We start from the raw sequence: 16,464 nt of genomic DNA, 5'->3' as shown, positions 1-16,464 counted from the left end.
AGACGCCATCAAATCCAGCCCTGAAGCTCGCGCAGCACCAGCGTCCGGATCACGTCCATGCCGGGATCGCTGTCGTTGAGACAGGGGATCGCGGAAAACTGCTCGCCGCCATTGTGCTTGAAGATCTCGGCATTCTCCTGCGCGATCTCTTCCAGCGTCTCTAGGCAGTCGGCGGAAAAGCCCGGCGTCACCACCGCGATGCGGCGCACGCCCTCCTTCGCCAGCCGCTCCATGGTCTTGTCGGTGTAGGGCTGCAGCCACTCGTCATTGCCGAAGCGCGACTGGAAGGTCAGCAGCAGCTTTGTGTCGTCCATGCCGAGCCGGCGGCGGAGCGCCTCGGTGGTCGCGACGCACTGCTCCTGATAGGGATCGCCCTTGTCGACATAGGATTTCGGCATGCCGTGGAAAGAGGCGACGATCAGCTCCGGCTTGAACGGCAGGCTCGCCAGATGCGTCTCGATCGAGACGGCGAGCGCCTCGATATAGGTCTCGTCCTCGTAATAAGGCGGCGTCACGCGCAGCGTCGGCTGGTGGCGCAGGCGGGCGAGCACGCGGAACACTTCGTCGCAGACGGTCGCCGAGGTCGGGGCGGAATATTGCGGATAGAGCGGGACGGTGAGGATGCGGTCGCACCCCTTCGCGATCAGCGCATCGATGCCGGATCTGATCGAGGGATTGCCGTAGCGCATCGCCCAGTCCACCACGACATGGTCGCGGTCCGACAGCGCGGCGGCGAGCTTGTCGCTCTGCGATCGCGTGATGGTCTTCAGCGGCGACTCGTTCTTCTCGGTGTTCCAGATCTTTCGGTAGTCGAGCGCCTTGGTGCGGGGACGGCTGCGCAGGATGATCCCGTTCAGCACCAGCTTCCAGATCAGGCCCTGGTCCTCGATGACGCGGGCGTCCGACAGGAACTCCTTGAGGTAGACCCGCACGCCGGGCGCGTCGGCCGTATCGGGCGTGCCGAGATTGACCAGGAGCACGCCGACCCGCTTCGGGCTGGACTGCACGGTTGGCTTCGCGGTCGCGATGGGAGCTACAATCGTCATGGTACCGTTGGGTCGCGCGTTGCTCAGAACTTGTCAAGATGAGGCGGATTTCGCTAGGGTCGCACCCAAGCGGGGAGGGGCTGATGACACTCGCGGAATGCTGCGTATTTGGAGCGTTGCTGCTTTATCTATCTACGATCGTCGCGGTCAAATGGATCAGGTTTCGCACGTTCGACAATTCCCGGCCGCGCGACCCCGCCTTTTTCGAGGACGCTCTCGCACAACGTGCGCTCGGCGCCCACCAGAACGGCATCGAGACCTTTCCGTTCTTCGCCTTCGCCGTGCTTCTTGCCGAATTCCGGGATGCGCCGCAGCGGCTGATCGACGAGCTCGCCGTGCTGTTCCTGATCGTGCGGATCGCCTATGTGCTGACCTATCTCGGCAACCGCCCGACGCTGCGCTCGATCCTGTTCAGCATCGGCTTCGCGATCAATCTCGGGATCTTCTTCATGCCGGCGCTGAAGCAGTTTCTGCCGGTGTGAGGCGGCCTCACGCCGGAAGATGACGCTCCCGCGTCGCGATCAGTTCCCGTATCGATGCCGGGATCGTGACCGGACGATGGGTCTGCTGGTTGGTGTAGACCCACACGATCTCGCCGGTCACCAGCGCATCCGTGCCGCCTTTCAGAAAAATGGCGAGTTCGAAGACGAGGCTCGAATTGCCGATCCGCGCCACGCGCGCGCCGACGTCGAGCTCCCAGTCGAACCTGACAGGCGCCTTGTACTCGATGACAGATTTGACGACGTGGAAGTCGATACCGCTCGCCTGCGCATCCGCATATTGGTCAAAGCCCAGCGCGCGGAAATACTCGGTGATGGCCGTGTCGAAATAGGTGAGGTAGTGCGCGTTGAAGACGACGCCCTGGCCATCGATCTCGGAATAGCGCACCCGGAACGGATGAAAGAACCAGAAGTTTTCGCGCGACATGGAATCCCCCGACCAAGATATTTCAGTCTCGTCATTGCGAGGAGCGAAGCGACGAAGCAATCCAGGCTGCCGCTGCCGACAAATTCTGGATTGCTTCGCTACGCTCGCAATGACGGAGCAAGATGTACGACGGTCGTACCCAACCAGCGCCACGAAGCGCTGATGCCCCTCAAAAACACGTCGTCCGCTCGGCCGCGATGTAGCCGAACAACAGCCCCGCGCCGAACAGCAGCACGAGGGCGGCTGCGCCGAATTCGATGCCGCGCATGAACAGCGCGCCGCCGCCGTCGCGGCCGGCGCTGAGGCGGGCGGCGACGTCCTTGGCGGAGACGGCGATCACAGCGATGGCCGCGACCGTGATCGCGGTGCCGAGGCCCATCAGGAAGGTCGCGGCGATGCCGGCCCAGAACAGGCCCTGGGCCAGCGCGAACACCAGCACCAGGATCGCGCCCGAGCAGGGGCGGATGCCGACGGTCAGGATCGCAGCGAACCCGCGCCGCCAGCCGCCGGGGCCGGCGAGCTCGCTCGGGCTGGGACCGTGGGAATGGCCGCAATGCTCGTCGTGGACGTGATCGTGCCCGTGGGGATGATGCGCGTGCGCGTGGTCATGACCGTGGTGATGATGATCGTGACCGTCGTGCTCATGCGCATCATGATGATGGTGATGGCCATGATCATGATGGTCGTGCGGCACGCCCGCGATGGCCGGCACCGGCTGGGCCGCCTGGAGCGCGCGGATGAAGGTGCGGCCCTTGACCCAGACCAGCCGCAGGCCGAACAGCGCGATCAGGCCATAGCTCGCGATCTCGATCGCGCCCTCCGCCTTGCACATGGTCTTCGCCGTGGCATTCAGCACCCAGGCCGAGATGCCGACGATCAGGATCGCGACCAGCGACTGCATCAGCGCCGAGGCGAACGACAGCGCGATGCCGCGCCGCGCGGTCTCGCGGTTGGCGACGAGATAGGAGGCGATCACTGCCTTGCCGTGGCCGGGCCCCGCGGCGTGGAAGATGCCGTAGGCAAACGAGATGAAGAGCAACGTCCACACCGCCGAGCCGTCGGTCTTGGCGGCGCGGATGGTCGATGACATCTGCCGATAGAATTCCGACTGCTTGGCCAGCAGCCAGCCGATGATCCCGCCGGCCTCGGGCTCAACCGCCTGCGCGGGGCGCGGGGCGCCGAACGGGTTTTGCGCGAGGAGATCGTGAAGCGCGGCGTCGACCGCGCCGATGACCAGGACGACCGCAGCGCAGGCCAGCAGCCCGCGCGTGAGAGGAGAGAGTTGCGGCTTCAAGGGCAATCCACCGTGATCTTGTTGGCGAACATCATGCCGAAATTCGAATTCTCGCCGTTCAGGAAAGTCTGCTCATTGAGCTTCTGGGCGGTGGCGGAGCCGTCGCTCGGCCGATCGAGCTTGATCTGGCAGCCGGCGGGCGCGCCGACCAGCTTGACCGGATTGTCCTTGGCCATCTGGAAGTCGATGAAGTAGGAGCGATCGAACACTTCGAGCACCAGTTGCCTGGGCTTGACCGGGGTCTTCAACGGCAAGGTGAAGTGCAGGGTCAGCACCGTATCCTTGTAGTCGAGGAAGTAGTCGACGGGCTCGTTAAAACGCTCCTTCTTGCCGTCCGCTCGCGCGAAGGTGAAGTAGGCGTATTCCTTCAGCGATTCGACATTCGTCTGCGCCAGCGGCACGAGCTCCTCGCGGGTAAAGGCGCCCTTGGTCTTGCTCTCAAGCCCCTGCACGGCATAGGTCGAGAACATGTCGTCGAAGGTCCAGGCGTGGCGCACCCCGGTGATGGTGCCATCCGCCGCATAGAGCAGCTCGCTGGTCGCGGTGATCCAGACATGCGGATGCGCACGCGCCGCGCCCGCCGCAAGCGTAAATCCGGCGGCGAGCAGCAGTCCGAACAGGGCGCGCATGCCCATCAGGCCGCCTTGGCGCCATCGAGCAGACCGCGGCGGCGCAGCAGCGCGTCGGGCTCGGGCGGGCGGCCGCGGAAGGCCTCGTAGGCGGCCTCCGGATCGACCGATCCGCCCGACGAGTAGATGTCGTCGTGCAGGCGTTTTGCCACCGCGGGATCGAAGATGTCGCCGGCTTCCTCGAACGCGCCGAAGGCGTCGGCGTCCATCACCTCCGACCACATGTAGCTGTAATAGCCCGCGGCATAGTGATCGCCGGAGAAAATGTGGCCGAACTGGGTGGGCCGGTGACGCAGCGAGATCTCCTCGGGCATGCCGATCTTTTCCAGTTCCTTCTTCTCGAACGCGCGGACATCCTGCGCGGCCGAAGCCGGCTGGGTGTGGAATTCGAGATCGACCAGGGCCGAGGACACGAACTCGACCGTGGCAAAGCCCTGGTTGAATTTTCGCGCGGCGAGGAACCTTTGCAACAGGTCATCAGGCAGCGGCTCGCCGGTCTGGTAGTGGCGGGCGAACTGCTGCAGCACCTCGGGCCGCTCCTGCCAGTGCTCGTAGAGCTGCGACGGCAGCTCGACGAAGTCGGTGAACACGGAGGTGCCCGACAGCGACGGATAGGTCACGTTGGAAAGCATGCCGTGCAGGCCGTGGCCGAACTCGTGGAACAGTGTGCGGGCATCGTCGGGCGAGAGCAGTGAGGGCTCGCCATTGGCGCCCTTGGCAAAGTTGCAGACATTGATGACGAGCGGCGCGATCTCGCCGTCGAGCTTCTGCTGGTCGCGCAGTGACGTCATCCAGGCGCCGGAGCGCTTCGACGGCCGGGCATAGTAGTCGCCGTAGAACAGCGCCTTGTGCTTGCCGTCCGGCCCCTTCACCTCCCAGACCCGGACGTCGGGGTGCCAGGCCGGCACGTCCTTGCGCTCGGCGAAGGTGATGCCGAACAGGCGCGTGGCGCAGTCGAAGGCGGCGGCGATCATGTGATCGAGCGTGAGATACGGCTTGATCGCGGAATCGTCGAAATTGGCGCGCTGGAGGCGGAGCTTCTCGGCATAGAAACGCCAGTCCCAGGGGGCAAGCTTGAAATTGCCGCCCTCTTCCGTGATCAGCGCCTGCATCTCGTCGCGATCGGCGAGCGCCCGCGCGCGAGCCGGCTTCCAGACCCGCTCGAGCAGGCCACGCACCGCGTCCGGCGTTTTGGCCATGGAATCTTCGAGCCGGTAGGCGGCGAAGGTCGGATAGCCCAGCAGCTTGGCGCTCTCTTCGCGCAGCTTCAGGATATCGACGATGGTGCCGTTGTTGTCGTTGGAATTTCCGTTGTCCCCGCGCGCCGTAAAAGCCTTGTAGACCTTCTCGCGGAGGTCGCGCCGGGCCGAGCTCTTCAGGAACGGCTCGGTCGAGGAGCGCGACAGCGTCACGATGGCCTTGCCTTCCATGCCGCGTTCTTCCGCCGCAGCCTTGGCGGCTGCGACGAAACTCTCCGGCAGCCCTTGGCGGTCGGCCTCCCCCAGCTCCATGAACCACTCCTGCTCGTCGCCGAGCAGATGGTGGCTGAAGCCGGTGCCGAGCTGGGCGAGCTTCTCGTTGATCTCGGCCATGCGCGTCTTGGCCTCCTCGGAGAGGCCGGCGCCGGAGCGGTGGAAGCGGGTGTAGGTCCGCTCCAGCAAGCGGAGCTGCTCGGGGCTGAGACCGAGCGCGGCGCGGTTCTCGTGCAGATGGGCGATGCGACCAAACAGCACGGCGTTCATCATGATCGGATTCCAGTGCCGCGCCATCCGCAAGGAGACTTCCTTGTCGATCTCCAGAATGGCCGGGTTGGAATGCGCCGAGACGAGGTCGTAGAAGACAGCCGCGACCTTGTTCAGCAGCTTGCCGGAGCGCTCCAGCGCCGTGACGGTGTTGGCGAAGTCGGCGGCCGCCGGATCGTTGGTGATCGCCGCGATCTCGGCGGAGTGGTCGGCGAAGGCCTGCTCGAAGGCCGGCAGGAAGTGCTCCGGCTTGATCTCGTCGAACGGCGGGGTCGCGAACGGCGTCACCCAGGCCTTCAGCAGCGGATTGGTCTCGGAGTCCGTAGTTTGGCGGGGGTCTGACATCGCTGGTCTCGTTTTTTGAGCCTGATTTGTTGGGGCCAGCTATAGCACGCGATGGGGCTTTTTTGGGCCATTTGCCCTTGCTCCCGGCCGCCTTTTCGAGGAGATTGCGGCCCTCGAAGCCTTGCCTCGAAGCCTTGCCTCGAAGCCTTGCCTCGAAGCCTTACCTCGAAGCCTTGGGATCCCTGAGCTCATGAACGCGCCCTCCTCGTCCTCCCGTCAGATCGTCTGGTCGAGCGTCATCACCGTGATCAGCGCCGCGATCCTGATCGGCGCCGAGGTGTTCGGCGCGGCGTTTGCCGGCGGCTGGGCGCTCGCGATCCTGTTCGGGCTCGGCGAACAGGGCACGCACATCCTCCAGGCGGTGCTGTTCGCACTCGGCGTGCTCGTGATGACGGCCTTCATTCGCGCCGCCCAGCGCGTCGAGCCCTTCACCAAGCGCGGCTGACGCGTCTCGCGCGCGAGACACGCGCGCAACACGCTTAAAAACTTAACGCCTGTTCATCTTCCGCTGCGCTCGCGCAACACTGCGCAAGCAGATGTTAGGCAATTCTGTCCGCAGCCTAAAAAAATTCTTGCGAAGCAGAGTCAAAACGCTTATGTGCGCTCTTGCCCAATTTCGCACGTGCCTGTGGTCGTGTGTCAGTCGGTAGGTATCCGGACAAGAGGCCGGACAGCCGCCAAGGGGTGAAGAAGCCGAGGGGCTCTTCGGAAGTGCGGAAGTCGAAAGACCGAGAGGTTGGACGACGAAGCAAACCCGGAGCGTCCAGCATCTCTCTCAAAGAGATGCCTTGTCGAAGGTGACTTCACTTTTTGCAACCGTGACTGGCAGCCGGAGGCGAACCGGCGCACCCCGCTCTCAACGGGGGACGCGACTTAAAGCAACGACGGATCGGGCTTTTTTGGTCTCTACCGGCATTCCAACGCCGGCGCGGGCTACTGAAAAGGCTTGTCCTTCATTGCCAGGTGTGCGGGCGGGAAATTCCCAACCAATCCACGGCAGCACAGTCTGATCTGAGTCTTTGGCTCGTCGCGCCTCCATCGCGCGATCTGGCCGGAGAGCTCTTATCCGACGCAATTTTTTTGAACGGATCCCCGTCGCTGGGCCGTTTGGGAGAGTGCTATGACCGAACGTATTCAGGAATTCCTGCGCAACCGCCGCAGCGAGGGCCAGGACACCGAGCCGTGCCTCGTGGTCGACCTCGAGGTCGTGCGCGACAATTACCAGACCTTCGCCAAGGCGCTGCCCGACAGTCGCGTGTTCTATGCCGTCAAGGCGAACCCGGCGCCGGAAGTGCTCTCGCTGCTCGCGTCCATGGGCTCCTGCTTCGACACCGCGACGGTTGCCGAGATCGAAATGGCGCTGGCCGCCGGAGCTACGCCCGACCGCATCTCCTTCGGCAACACGATCAAGAAGGAGCGCGACATCGCGCGCGCCTTCGCGCTCGGCATTCGGCTGTTCGCGGTCGACTGCACCGCCGAAGTCGAGAAGATCGCCCGTGCCGCTCCCGGCGCGAAGGTGTTCTGCCGCATTCTCTATGACTGCGCCGGCGCCGAGTGGCCGCTGTCGCGCAAGTTCGGCTGCGACCCGGAAATGGCCGTCGACGTGCTCGACGTCGCCAAGCGCCTGGGCCTGGAGCCGTGCGGCATCTCGTTCCATGTCGGCTCGCAGCAGCGCAAGGTGAAGGCGTGGGACCGTGCGCTGGCGATGGCCTCGCAGGTGTTCCGCGACTGCGCCGAGCGCGGCATCAACCTGACCATGGTCAACATGGGCGGCGGCTTCCCGACCAAGTACCTGAAGGACGTGCCGCCGGTCGTCACCTACGGCCGTTCGATCTTCCGCGCGCTGCGCAAGCATTTCGGCAACCAGATTCCGGAGACCATCATCGAGCCGGGCCGCGGCATGGTGGGCAACGCCGGCATCATCGAATCCGAAGTCGTGCTCATCTCGAAGAAGAGCGACGAGGACGAGGTGCGCTGGGTCTACCTGGACATCGGCAAGTTCGGCGGTCTCGCCGAGACGATGGACGAGTCGATCCGCTACGCCATCCGCACGCCACATGACGGCGCGGACATGACGCCGTGCGTGCTCGCGGGTCCGACCTGCGACAGCGCCGACGTGCTGTACGAGAAGAGCCCGTATCCGCTTCCCGTCACGCTGGAGATCGGCGACAAGCTGCTGATCGAAGGCACCGGCGCGTATACGTCGACCTACTCGGCGGTGGCGTTCAACGGCATCCCGCCGCTGAAGACGTACCACATCTAGGCAGCCTCTATTTCTGAGGCCTGACGAACCCGGGAGCCGGCTTGCCGGCTCCTTACCCATCATTTCGATCTGACGACGTCTTGAGCCGGCGTGCTTCTCGCACGCGGGTTCAAGCGGGGACTGACGCGCCATGACTGCTCATCGGAATACACAGGTTGCCCTCACTTCGAATGCCGCTCCGTTCGCGATCCGTGCGGAGCGTGCTGCCGACGTTGCGATGCGTGAAGCGCTGCTGGATGCAAGCTTTGGCGAGAACCGCCATGGCCGCACCTGCCAGCGCCTGCGCGACGGACGCGCACCAGCCGCAGGCCTTGCCCTGTCGGCTGTGCGCGAGGGGACACTCGTGGGAACCGTGCGGCTGTGGCACGTCAGCGCCGGAGGGAGGCCCGCTCTGGTCCTCGGACCCTTGGCGGTGGACCCTGCCTGCCGCGAGCTCGGGATCGGCGCCGCGCTGATGCAACAAGCGCTGGCCGCCGCCCGGGCGCGCGGGCATGCCGCCGTGATTCTGCTCGGCGATGCCCGCTATTATGCCCGCATCGGTTTCTCGGCCGAGAACACCGGCGCGCTGTCGCTGCCCGGCCCGTTCGAGCGCGACCGCCTGCTCGCGATCGAGTTCACCGACGGCGCGCTCGATGGCGCCACCGGGATGATCGTTCCGACCGGAGCGGCCTTGCCCAAACGGAGGTCGGTTCGCGGCCTCCAAGCGCAAGCGGCCTAAGGGATCCCCATCAAGGCGACCCAAGCCGCATTAAGCGGCAACGCCCGGCCGCGCCTGCGCCAGCCTCTATTCGTTGGGGTTGCGCGAACCCCGGAAACGCCCTTTAACCCCACGAAATTCCCCGTTTCAGTCGAGGCCGAACCCATGTCCCGTCGCCTGATCTCCACCGGCTCCCCGTTCGAGAAGACCGCCGGCTACAGCCGCGCCGTGATCGATGGCGAGTTCGCCTTCGTCGCGGGAACCACCGGCTACGACTACACGACGATGACCATGCCGGCCGATGTCACGAGCCAGTCACGCAACTGCTTCAAGACCATCGAAGCTGCCCTGAAGGAGGGCGGTTTCGAGATGGCCGACATCGTCCGCGTGACCTACTACCTCACCGACATCAAGGATGCGGACGCCCACTTCGCGGTTTGCGGCGAAGTCCTCGGCGACATCCGCCCGGCCGCAACGCTTCTCGCCGTCCCGGCGCTCTACAAGCCCGAGATGAAGGTCGAGATCGAAGTCACCGCCAAGCGCCGCAGCGTCTGAAAAGCGCCGCAGCGCCTGATCCATCCACCAGCACTTTCCGGAGAAACCATCCCATGAGCCCCGCCTCGCAGATCTACGCGAAGATCACCGGTCCCATCGTCATGGTCGGCTTCGGCTCCATCGGCAAAGGCACGTTGCCGATGATCGAGCGGCATCTCGACTACGACAAGTCGCGCGTCACCGTGATTGATCCCAAGGACGAGGGTCGCAAGGCGCATTGCGAGAAGCAGAATGTGCGCTTCATCCAGAAGGCCGTGACAAAAGACAATTATCGCGAATTGCTGACCCCGCTGCTGACCGAAGGCGGCGGCCAGGGCTTTTGCGTCAATCTCTCGGTCGACACCGGCTCGACCGACATCATGGAGCTCTGCAACGAGCTCGGCGCGCTCTATATCGACACCGTCAATGAGCCCTGGCTCGGCTTCTATTTCGATTCCTCGAAGGGCCCGGAAGCGCGCTCCAACTACGCCTTGCGCGAAGTGACGCTGGCCGCCAAGAAGGCGCGGCCTAAGGGCTCGACGACGGCCGTCTCCTGCTGCGGCGCCAATCCCGGCATGGTCTCCTTCTTCGTCAAGCAGGCGCTGCTCAATGTCGCCGCCGATCTGAAGCTCAATGCCCCCAAGCCCAAGACCAAGGCCGAATGGGCGGATTTGATGCGGCAGGCCGGCATCAAGGGCATCCACATCGCCGAACGCGACACGCAGCGCTCCAAGACGCCAAAGGAGCCTGACGTGTTCGTCAACACCTGGTCGGTGGAAGGCTTCCTGTCGGAAGGCGTGCAGCCGTCCGAACTCGGCTGGGGCACCCATGAAAAATGGATGCCCGAGAATGCGCACACCCACCAGGCCGGCTGCGGCGCTGCGATCTATCTGATGCAGCCCGGCGCCAATACGCGCGTGCGCACCTGGTGCCCGACCCGCGGCGCGCAATATGGCTTCCTCGTCACCCACAACGAATCGATCTCGATCGCCGATTACTTCACAGTGCGTGACGCAGCGGGCACGGCGGTCTACCGGCCGACCTGCCACTATGCTTATCATCCGGCCGACGATGCCGTGCTGTCGCTGCATGAAATGTTCGGCCGCGCCGCGAAGATGCAGGAGAAGCACCACATCCTCGACGAGAACGAGATCGTCGACGGCATCGACGAGCTCGGCGTGCTGCTGTTCGGCCACGACAACAACGCCTATTGGTACGGCTCGCAGCTCTCCATCGAAGAGACCCGCGCGCTTGCGCCCTATCAGAACGCGACCGGCCTGCAGGTGACCTCCGCCGTGCTCGGCGGCATGGTGTGGGCGCTGGAGAACCCGAACGAAGGCATCGTCGAAGCCGACGAGATGGATTTCGATCGCTTGCTGGAAATCCAGCTGCCCTATCTCGGCCCGGTGAGGGGTTTCTACACCGACTGGACGCCGCTGACGGATCGTCCGGGACTGTTTCCGGAGGACATCGACACCAGCGATCCCTGGCAGTTCCGGAATATTCTGGTGCGGTGAGGCGGGGTCTCGCGACTGGTCATTCCGGGGCGGCGCGACAGCACCTATGGTGACACCGGCCGCCTCAGTTGCATAACCGCTACACTTGGCAACTAAGACGTGTATCATTTCAACGGTGCCCCGGATGGGCGCTTCATTTGGAATGGACACGTCATGCACCGCACCCCGCCCGCCCGCCCGTTGAAAGCTTGCAGCCGTCGCATCCGAATTCTAGCGGCAGTCGTTGGCGCGCTGATGCCAGCGCTTTTCTGCTCCAACATCGCCTTCGCCATCGATCGGGAGTGCATAGCGCCCTACTACCGCTCGAAGTCGTTGGCCTGTGTGGAGCAGACGCTCGCCGAACTGCAAGAAACGAATAAGCAGGATCCCAATACGATCATCGGGTTTCTGGCGCAGATCTTTAGAGATCAACCTTCTCGCGCCCGCCTGCTCAAATCGGAAGCGTCGAACTATACGAAGTCGATCATGCTTGTGGGCCTGTACAGGGCTGGTTTGACGACTGAGGCGCAGACATTTGCGGCCTCCAACAATCTCTCGGACCTGGTGAACAGGCTGCACGCCACACCAATTGTGCCGCTGGAACAGATCAAGCCGTTTGCGACGCCAGCCGACAACGACATCCTGACCGGAGCCTACTTGGCCTCGGGCGACACAGCCTTGATCCGGCGAATTCTCGACAATTATGCCAGCGCGGACGACGCAATGGCGAGCGATGGCATGCGGATCGGCCTGATGATTGGCAAATTTGGTCCCGATCTCACCCCGGAGGGGCGGACAGCGGTCACGATGCAGGCAGGTTGCGAGAGATACCAGTGCAAATCCGATCCGGCGAAGCTACTTCGCGTTCTTACGCTGGCGACGGCCATGTGGTCGTTAAGCTCGCTATCTGTGCAGGACGAAGGCATCAGGAAGACCGTCTCCGATTTCTTTGAGCGCACGCCTCGTCTCAAATCGCGGCTCATTGCGGAACGGACAGCCTTCGGAAACTACCTGGTCGCCCTGGCCGGTCTCGCGGCGTTCAGCGGCAAGGAGAGCAACGCGGACGCACAGCGAGTCTTCCAGGTGATGAGCGATTCGGCCGCAATCTATGAAAGGCTGGGTCCCGCAAACGAGGCATTTGACGCCATGAACGCCCTGAAAAAATAACATTCCGGCGGACGACGACGGACGTTACTTCTCCTTGATCGGCGGCGCGATCTTCTCGGCAGGTGCCGGCGGCAATGCCGGCTTGGCCGCGCCCTGCGTCTGCGGATCGGGGCGCGCGGGCTCCGGTGCGGGCGTGGTCGGCCGGTCGCCTCCGGGCTTGGCTTCCGCTGGCTTGTTCTGATCGTCGGACGGCGTGCCCTGGAGCGGCGGCGTCGCCTGCGCCAGCTGCACCCGGCCCTCGGCGCGGATCTGCGCGATCGAGACGCCTGAGATCACGATGCCGGCCGCAAACAGCGAGCAGGCAATCATGAAGTCCAGTTTCAGTCTGCGCTTGTCATTGCTGGTCATGTCGATCACCGCATTTGTCCGCGGGATCAACGAAGTCGCACGGCTGCGGTTCCGCCCCCTGTGACGCGGGAACCGCCCGTTTGCGTGCCAAAACGCCGCGCTACTCCGTGGTGCTGACTTCCCACGTCGCGTGACGCACGCCGGGCAGATGCTGCAAATCAGTCGCTACCACGTTCAGCTCGTTCGGGTCGACCGCAGTCGCGACCAGCTTGGCGACGATCTCCAGCATGTCCTCGCCGATTTCGACCACGCTGACATCAGCCACCGGATATTTCGCGGCCTCGAGCTTGTCGACGAGACGGTCGCGCATATCGGGCAAGGCGTCCGCCACGACCGCAAGCTTGAAGTAGTAGGTCGCCTCCGACGCCTTCTCGTTCAGCGGGATGCGGTTGATGGCGTTGACCAGCGGGCGCAGCATGGTGTTGCCGGCGATGACGAACACGGTCAGCGCCGTCGCCTGCGCGACCATGTCGGCCCCGGCGCAGGAGCCGACCGCGGCCGAGGCCCACAGCGTCGCGGCGGTGTTGAGCCCGCGAACGTCCATGCCCTGTTTCATGATGACGCCGGCACCGAGAAAGCCGATGCCCGAGACGACATAGGCGATCACCCGCACCGCGCCGTCGGCGCCGTCGAGATGCATGGCGAGGTCGACGAAGGCGGCCGCGCCGACCGCGACCAGCACATTGGTGCGCAGGCCCGCGGTGCGCTGGCGATACTGCCGCTCGGCGCCGATCAGCGTGCCCAGCACGAAGGCCGTGGTCAGGCTGACCAGCGTGTCCGCGAAGTCGGCAAGTTGGAAGGTCGTCAGAAACCGCATAGTCCCTCGCATGGGTTGGCAAACGATCTATGCGAGAGTGCCGACGAGGTCAATTTGAACGGGCATCGGCTCCTGTGGAAGCCGGTGCCCGCCCGGGTCGTTCGCGTCAGTGCGCAGCCGCGAGCAGGGTCTGCTGTTGCGGCACATAGCTCAGCGCCGTGCCGCCGTTGCCGTCGGACGCCAGCACGAAGGACGAGGCCGCGTACTGCCCGAGCAGCGCCCAGGAGTAGCTCTGGCCGCCGTCGGTCGTGACCGTCAGGTTGTTGGCGCCGTCGACATCGACGCTGGAGATCACGGTGTTGCGGAAGTCGATGTAGTCGTCGCTGCCGAAATTGGCGATCGTGCCGATCAGCCCCACTGGGGCGTCGAGCACCAGCGTCGAGCCGGCAGAACCGTCGAAATCGACGTTCTGGGCGGTGCCACCGGCATAGACATGCTCGGTGCCGCCATCCAGATGCGAGTTGGTGGCCGTGCCCCCGGCGGCGACGTCCTGTTGGCCGAGACCGCTGACGATCGCACCAGTTGCCGAGCCCGCGACATATTGCCAGCCGCCATCGATCGTCGCGCCGCTGTCGGTAGCGCCAACATCGACATACTGGAAGCCCCCGGCTGCGATCGTCGTGGAAGTGGCCGCGCCGCCCGAGCCGACATACTGCCGGCCGCCGGCATTGATGGTCGTGCCTTCGGCGTGGCCGTCGGCGAGCACCTGCTGGCTACCGTCGAGCACGGTATTGGTGACGGTGCCCTGATAGACATCCTGGTAGCCGCCCGCCGCAACGTTGGCGCCATCGGCAGTGCCGTTCTGATAGACATGCTGGACGCCGCCGCTCTGGACGAGGGCGCCGCGCGAGGTGCCGTAGTCGTACTGAACGCCGCCCGCACCAATGGTCGCATCGAAGCTGCTGCCGTTGAGATATTGCGTACCGAAGATGGTCGCGCCGTGCTCGTCCGCACTCACGCCGATCTGCGAAACGCCCGAGAGTTCGACCACCGTGTCGGTTGCATGGCCGAAGCTGGAAACGAACTGGCTGGCTCCCGCCTTGACGATGGTATGAGCCGCGGTGCCGCCGCCGAAGACGTATTGTGAGCCGTACAGGACTGTATCGGTCGCGAGGCCGGGGCTGCGGGCGCCAATGTCCTGATAGCCGCCGGCTTCGATCGTCGCCGCGCTTGTGCCGACGCCGTTAACGTGCTGCACGCCGCCGCTCTTGACCACCGATCCGATCGAAATGCCGTAGTCATCTTCGACGCCGTTGCGAAGAACCGTCGCCGCGACCAGGGTCGCCCCGGTGCCGACCGTGACGCTCGGCGGGAAGGCGGAGAATGGCGCCGCCACGACGATCGCATTCGCAAGGGTGGTGCCACTGGGCATCGCGTAGCCGTAAACGAAGGGGATGGCCTGCGATACGCCGATATTGCCGGCTGCGTCGCGCAGACTGGCCGTCGCATAGGAAAGCCCAGATGCAGGAAACAGGCTATCCACGTGCCAGCTGCCGTCGCTGCTGGTGACGGCGATATCGGTCAAGCCGAACGACAGCGTCAGCGTCGCCGGCGCGTCGGCGAGATCGAGTGTCCCCTGGATGTCGACCAGATTGGACGTGGAGTCATGATTCGCAATACCGGTGATCGCAAGTCCGGGAGCCGTGATATCGACTGCGAAAGTGAAGGCCGGCCCGGACACACTTTGGCCCAACGCATCCGTCGCGGTGGCGATGTAGCTGTAGGTCGAGCCGTCCTGCAGGCCGGAGACGCCGAGGCTCCAGTTGCCGTCGCTGCCGACCGCCGTGACGCCGACGACGGAATTGTCGCCCGCGTTCGTCACCGTGATGGTATCTCCGGCGTTGCCGCTGCCCGACAGGGTCGTGGCCCCGGCGTGGAAATGCGCCGCGTTGATGTAATTGTTGCCGTCGGAGCCCGGGGTTACGTCCGCATCGATGATGGTCCAGAGCCGGAGGCGTGCGGCTGATCGTATATTGCGTGGTGGTCGAATTCGGCGCGGTGAGGAAAACATCCTCGCCGGTCGAGGAGTTGCTCGTTGTCCACTCCACCACCACGTCGGCTTTTCCGTCTCCATTGAGATCACCGACGGTGATTCCGTTGGCGCCCGAAGCGAGCGGCAACGTCACCGCCGGGCCGAACGTGCCGTCACCGCGACTATAGAAGGTCGACAGCGTATTGTTGCTGGTAGCGACCACGGCGAGGTCCGTTTTGCCGTCGCCATTGAAGTCCGCGGCTGCCAAGTTCCAGATGGGTGCCGGCGTCAGGAAGGTCTGGGGCGATGCGAAAGTGCCGTCGCCGTTGCCGAGCAGGATCGCAATGGAGTTGTTGGTTCCGAGTGCGAGATCAAGCTTGCCGTCGCCGTTGAAGTCGCCGCTGATCGTTCTAGATGAGGCGCCGGCTGTGATCGGAGATTGGAACGTGCCGTCCCCGTTGCCAAGCCGCACGACAACCGGCGAGCTTGACGAGTCCTGCACGAGCAGATCGATCTTTCCATCGCCGTTGAAATCTCCGCTCGCGAAGGCGTTGGAGGCATTCGTGGCAACGGGCGATCCGAAAGAGCCATCGCCGTTACCGAGCAGCAGCGACGTGCCGATGTTGTTCGAGATGATCACGTCGGCCTTGCCGTCGCCATTGAAGTCGGCAAACGCCCTGATATTGCCGCCAGTACTGCCACCCGTCGCATACTTCGTCGCCGCCGCGAACGTGCCGTTGCCATTGCCCAGCCTGACGTCCAGGGTCCCGGTGAAGATGTTGCCCATCAGGACGTCCAGCTTGCCGTCGCCGTTGACGTCGCCGAGCCGAATCGACGATTCCAGCTCCGAAGCTCCGGTCAGCGAGGTTTGCGTGAACTGGCCCGTGCCGTCATTGGTCCTGACATCGAGAAAGTATGCGGAAGCGCTGACGGTTCGGATATACACCATATCCTGCTTGCCATCGCCGTTGACGTCGCCGACCGCCGCCGTGTTGATGATGCTGAAGCGCGGGCCGGCCATCTGCGTTTCGGACTGGAATGGTCCGACATAATAGCCGCTGGAATCGTGCACATTGGTGCCGGTCAGTTGCAGCCCCAGCGAACCGCTGCCCGAGCCGGTGTTGACCGTGACCGTGTAGCTCGCGCCGTTGCTGCCAGCCACCGGCGTGATGTCCGTGATGCCAGCG

Annotated in this window: 15 protein-coding genes and 1 pseudogene; 7 read left to right on the top strand and 9 right to left on the bottom strand. The window is 64.3% G+C overall.

From position 1 onward, the window contains the following. Positions 1-8 precede the first annotated feature (8 nt). Positions 9-1,046: a ferrochelatase gene (gene hemH, locus AB7532_RS04935; RefSeq protein ID WP_441233704.1), complete on the bottom strand. Its 1,038-nt coding sequence runs from the start codon at positions 1,044-1,046 to the stop codon at positions 9-11. A gap of 83 nt (positions 1,047-1,129) precedes the next feature. Here hemH and AB7532_RS04930 point away from each other — a divergent pair, with 83 nt between their 5' ends. Further along, positions 1,130-1,528 carry an MAPEG family protein gene (locus AB7532_RS04930; RefSeq protein ID WP_441233703.1) on the top strand — a complete coding sequence of 133 codons (399 nt, stop codon included), beginning with the start codon at positions 1,130-1,132 and terminating at the stop codon, positions 1,526-1,528. Between the two features lie 7 nt (positions 1,529-1,535). Here the strand turns inward: AB7532_RS04930 and AB7532_RS04925 are convergent, their stop codons facing one another. The 4 genes from AB7532_RS04925 to AB7532_RS04910 form a co-directional block, all read right to left on the bottom strand. Then, positions 1,536-1,973: an acyl-CoA thioesterase gene (locus tag AB7532_RS04925; RefSeq protein WP_441233702.1), complete on the bottom strand. Its 438-nt coding sequence runs from the start codon at positions 1,971-1,973 to the stop codon at positions 1,536-1,538. Positions 1,974-2,142: 169 nt separating this feature from the next. Then, complete coding sequence (locus AB7532_RS04920; protein WP_441233701.1) at positions 2,143-3,267, bottom strand: nickel/cobalt transporter; 1,125 nt, start codon at positions 3,265-3,267, stop codon at positions 2,143-2,145. Beyond that, on the bottom strand, positions 3,264-3,902 hold the full coding sequence (locus AB7532_RS04915) for a DUF1007 family protein (protein ID WP_441233700.1): 639 nt from the start codon (positions 3,900-3,902) through the stop codon (positions 3,264-3,266). Before AB7532_RS04915 ends, AB7532_RS04920 begins: the two co-directional genes overlap by 4 nt. Then, positions 3,902-5,983, bottom strand: a complete 2,082-nt coding sequence (locus tag AB7532_RS04910; protein WP_441233699.1) for a M3 family metallopeptidase — start codon at positions 5,981-5,983, stop codon at positions 3,902-3,904. Before AB7532_RS04910 ends, AB7532_RS04915 begins: the two co-directional genes overlap by 1 nt. Positions 5,984-6,173: 190 nt before the next feature. On the opposite strand from AB7532_RS04910, the gene AB7532_RS04905 reads away from it, so the two are divergent. The 6 genes from AB7532_RS04905 to AB7532_RS04880 all read left to right on the top strand — a co-directional run bounded on the left by AB7532_RS04905 (position 6,174) and on the right by AB7532_RS04880 (position 12,140). Then, positions 6,174-6,428, top strand: a complete 255-nt coding sequence (locus AB7532_RS04905) for a hypothetical protein (protein ID WP_441233698.1) — start codon at positions 6,174-6,176, stop codon at positions 6,426-6,428. Positions 6,429-7,103: 675 nt separating this feature from the next. Continuing rightward, positions 7,104-8,246, top strand: a complete 1,143-nt coding sequence (locus tag AB7532_RS04900; protein ID WP_441233697.1) for a type III PLP-dependent enzyme — start codon at positions 7,104-7,106, stop codon at positions 8,244-8,246. A 130-nt stretch (positions 8,247-8,376) separates the two neighbouring features. Beyond that, entirely contained in the window at positions 8,377-8,964 is a 588-nt protein-coding gene (locus AB7532_RS04895) for a GNAT family N-acetyltransferase (protein ID WP_441233696.1), read from the top strand. A gap of 144 nt (positions 8,965-9,108) precedes the next feature. Then, complete coding sequence (locus AB7532_RS04890) at positions 9,109-9,498, top strand: RidA family protein (protein ID WP_441233695.1); 390 nt, start codon at positions 9,109-9,111, stop codon at positions 9,496-9,498. Positions 9,499-9,551: 53 nt separating this feature from the next. Further along, the gene (locus tag AB7532_RS04885; protein WP_441233694.1) at positions 9,552-10,994 is read left to right on the top strand and encodes a homospermidine synthase; all 1,443 of its coding nucleotides are present in this window, start codon (positions 9,552-9,554) and stop codon (positions 10,992-10,994) included. 153 nt (positions 10,995-11,147) lie between these two features. Further along, positions 11,148-12,140: a hypothetical protein gene (locus AB7532_RS04880; RefSeq protein ID WP_441233693.1), complete on the top strand. Its 993-nt coding sequence runs from the start codon at positions 11,148-11,150 to the stop codon at positions 12,138-12,140. Between the two features lie 24 nt (positions 12,141-12,164). On the opposite strand, the gene AB7532_RS04875 is transcribed toward AB7532_RS04880, so the two are convergent. From AB7532_RS04875 to AB7532_RS04860, 4 genes and pseudogenes are all read right to left on the bottom strand, one after another. Then, a complete protein-coding gene (locus tag AB7532_RS04875) occupies positions 12,165-12,488 on the bottom strand; it encodes a hypothetical protein (protein WP_441233692.1) in 324 nt (107 codons plus the stop codon). Between the two features lie 100 nt (positions 12,489-12,588). Continuing rightward, positions 12,589-13,305 (bottom strand): MgtC/SapB family protein, encoded by a 717-nt coding sequence (locus AB7532_RS04870; protein ID WP_441233691.1) that lies wholly within the window; start codon positions 13,303-13,305, stop codon positions 12,589-12,591. A 106-nt stretch (positions 13,306-13,411) separates the two neighbouring features. Further along, complete coding sequence (locus tag AB7532_RS04865; RefSeq protein ID WP_441233690.1) at positions 13,412-15,127, bottom strand: hypothetical protein; 1,716 nt, start codon at positions 15,125-15,127, stop codon at positions 13,412-13,414. 235 nt (positions 15,128-15,362) lie between these two features. Next, a pseudogene (locus AB7532_RS04860) lies at positions 15,363-16,298 on the bottom strand (FG-GAP repeat domain-containing protein); the annotation flags it as partial. Between the last annotated feature and the right edge of the window lie 166 nt (positions 16,299-16,464).

This window comes from Bradyrhizobium sp. 930_D9_N1_4, assembly GCF_052076015.1.
GTDB lineage: Bacteria > Pseudomonadota > Alphaproteobacteria > Rhizobiales > Xanthobacteraceae > Bradyrhizobium.
This window is presented reverse-complemented; position numbering and strand designations above follow the sequence as displayed.

Bases quoted from the DNA above. Each gene is read 5' to 3' on its own strand.
- AB7532_RS04925 (WP_441233702.1), bottom strand. From the start codon at position 1,973: ATGTCGCGCGAAAACTTCTGGTTCTTTCATCCGTTCCGGGTGCGCTAT.
- hemH (WP_441233704.1), bottom strand. From the start codon at position 1,046: ATGACGATTGTAGCTCCCATCGCGACCGCGAAGCCAACCGTGCAGTCC.
- AB7532_RS04905 (WP_441233698.1), top strand. From the start codon at position 6,174: ATGAACGCGCCCTCCTCGTCCTCCCGTCAGATCGTCTGGTCGAGCGTC.
- AB7532_RS04885 (WP_441233694.1), top strand. From the start codon at position 9,552: ATGAGCCCCGCCTCGCAGATCTACGCGAAGATCACCGGTCCCATCGTC.
- AB7532_RS04900 (WP_441233697.1), top strand. From the start codon at position 7,104: ATGACCGAACGTATTCAGGAATTCCTGCGCAACCGCCGCAGCGAGGGC.
- AB7532_RS04895 (WP_441233696.1), top strand. From the start codon at position 8,377: ATGACTGCTCATCGGAATACACAGGTTGCCCTCACTTCGAATGCCGCT.
- AB7532_RS04880 (WP_441233693.1), top strand. From the start codon at position 11,148: ATGCACCGCACCCCGCCCGCCCGCCCGTTGAAAGCTTGCAGCCGTCGC.
- AB7532_RS04930 (WP_441233703.1), top strand. From the start codon at position 1,130: ATGACACTCGCGGAATGCTGCGTATTTGGAGCGTTGCTGCTTTATCTA.
- AB7532_RS04910 (WP_441233699.1), bottom strand. From the start codon at position 5,983: ATGTCAGACCCCCGCCAAACTACGGACTCCGAGACCAATCCGCTGCTG.
- AB7532_RS04890 (WP_441233695.1), top strand. From the start codon at position 9,109: ATGTCCCGTCGCCTGATCTCCACCGGCTCCCCGTTCGAGAAGACCGCC.
- AB7532_RS04915 (WP_441233700.1), bottom strand. From the start codon at position 3,902: ATGGGCATGCGCGCCCTGTTCGGACTGCTGCTCGCCGCCGGATTTACG.
- AB7532_RS04870 (WP_441233691.1), bottom strand. From the start codon at position 13,305: ATGCGGTTTCTGACGACCTTCCAACTTGCCGACTTCGCGGACACGCTG.
- AB7532_RS04875 (WP_441233692.1), bottom strand. From the start codon at position 12,488: ATGACCAGCAATGACAAGCGCAGACTGAAACTGGACTTCATGATTGCC.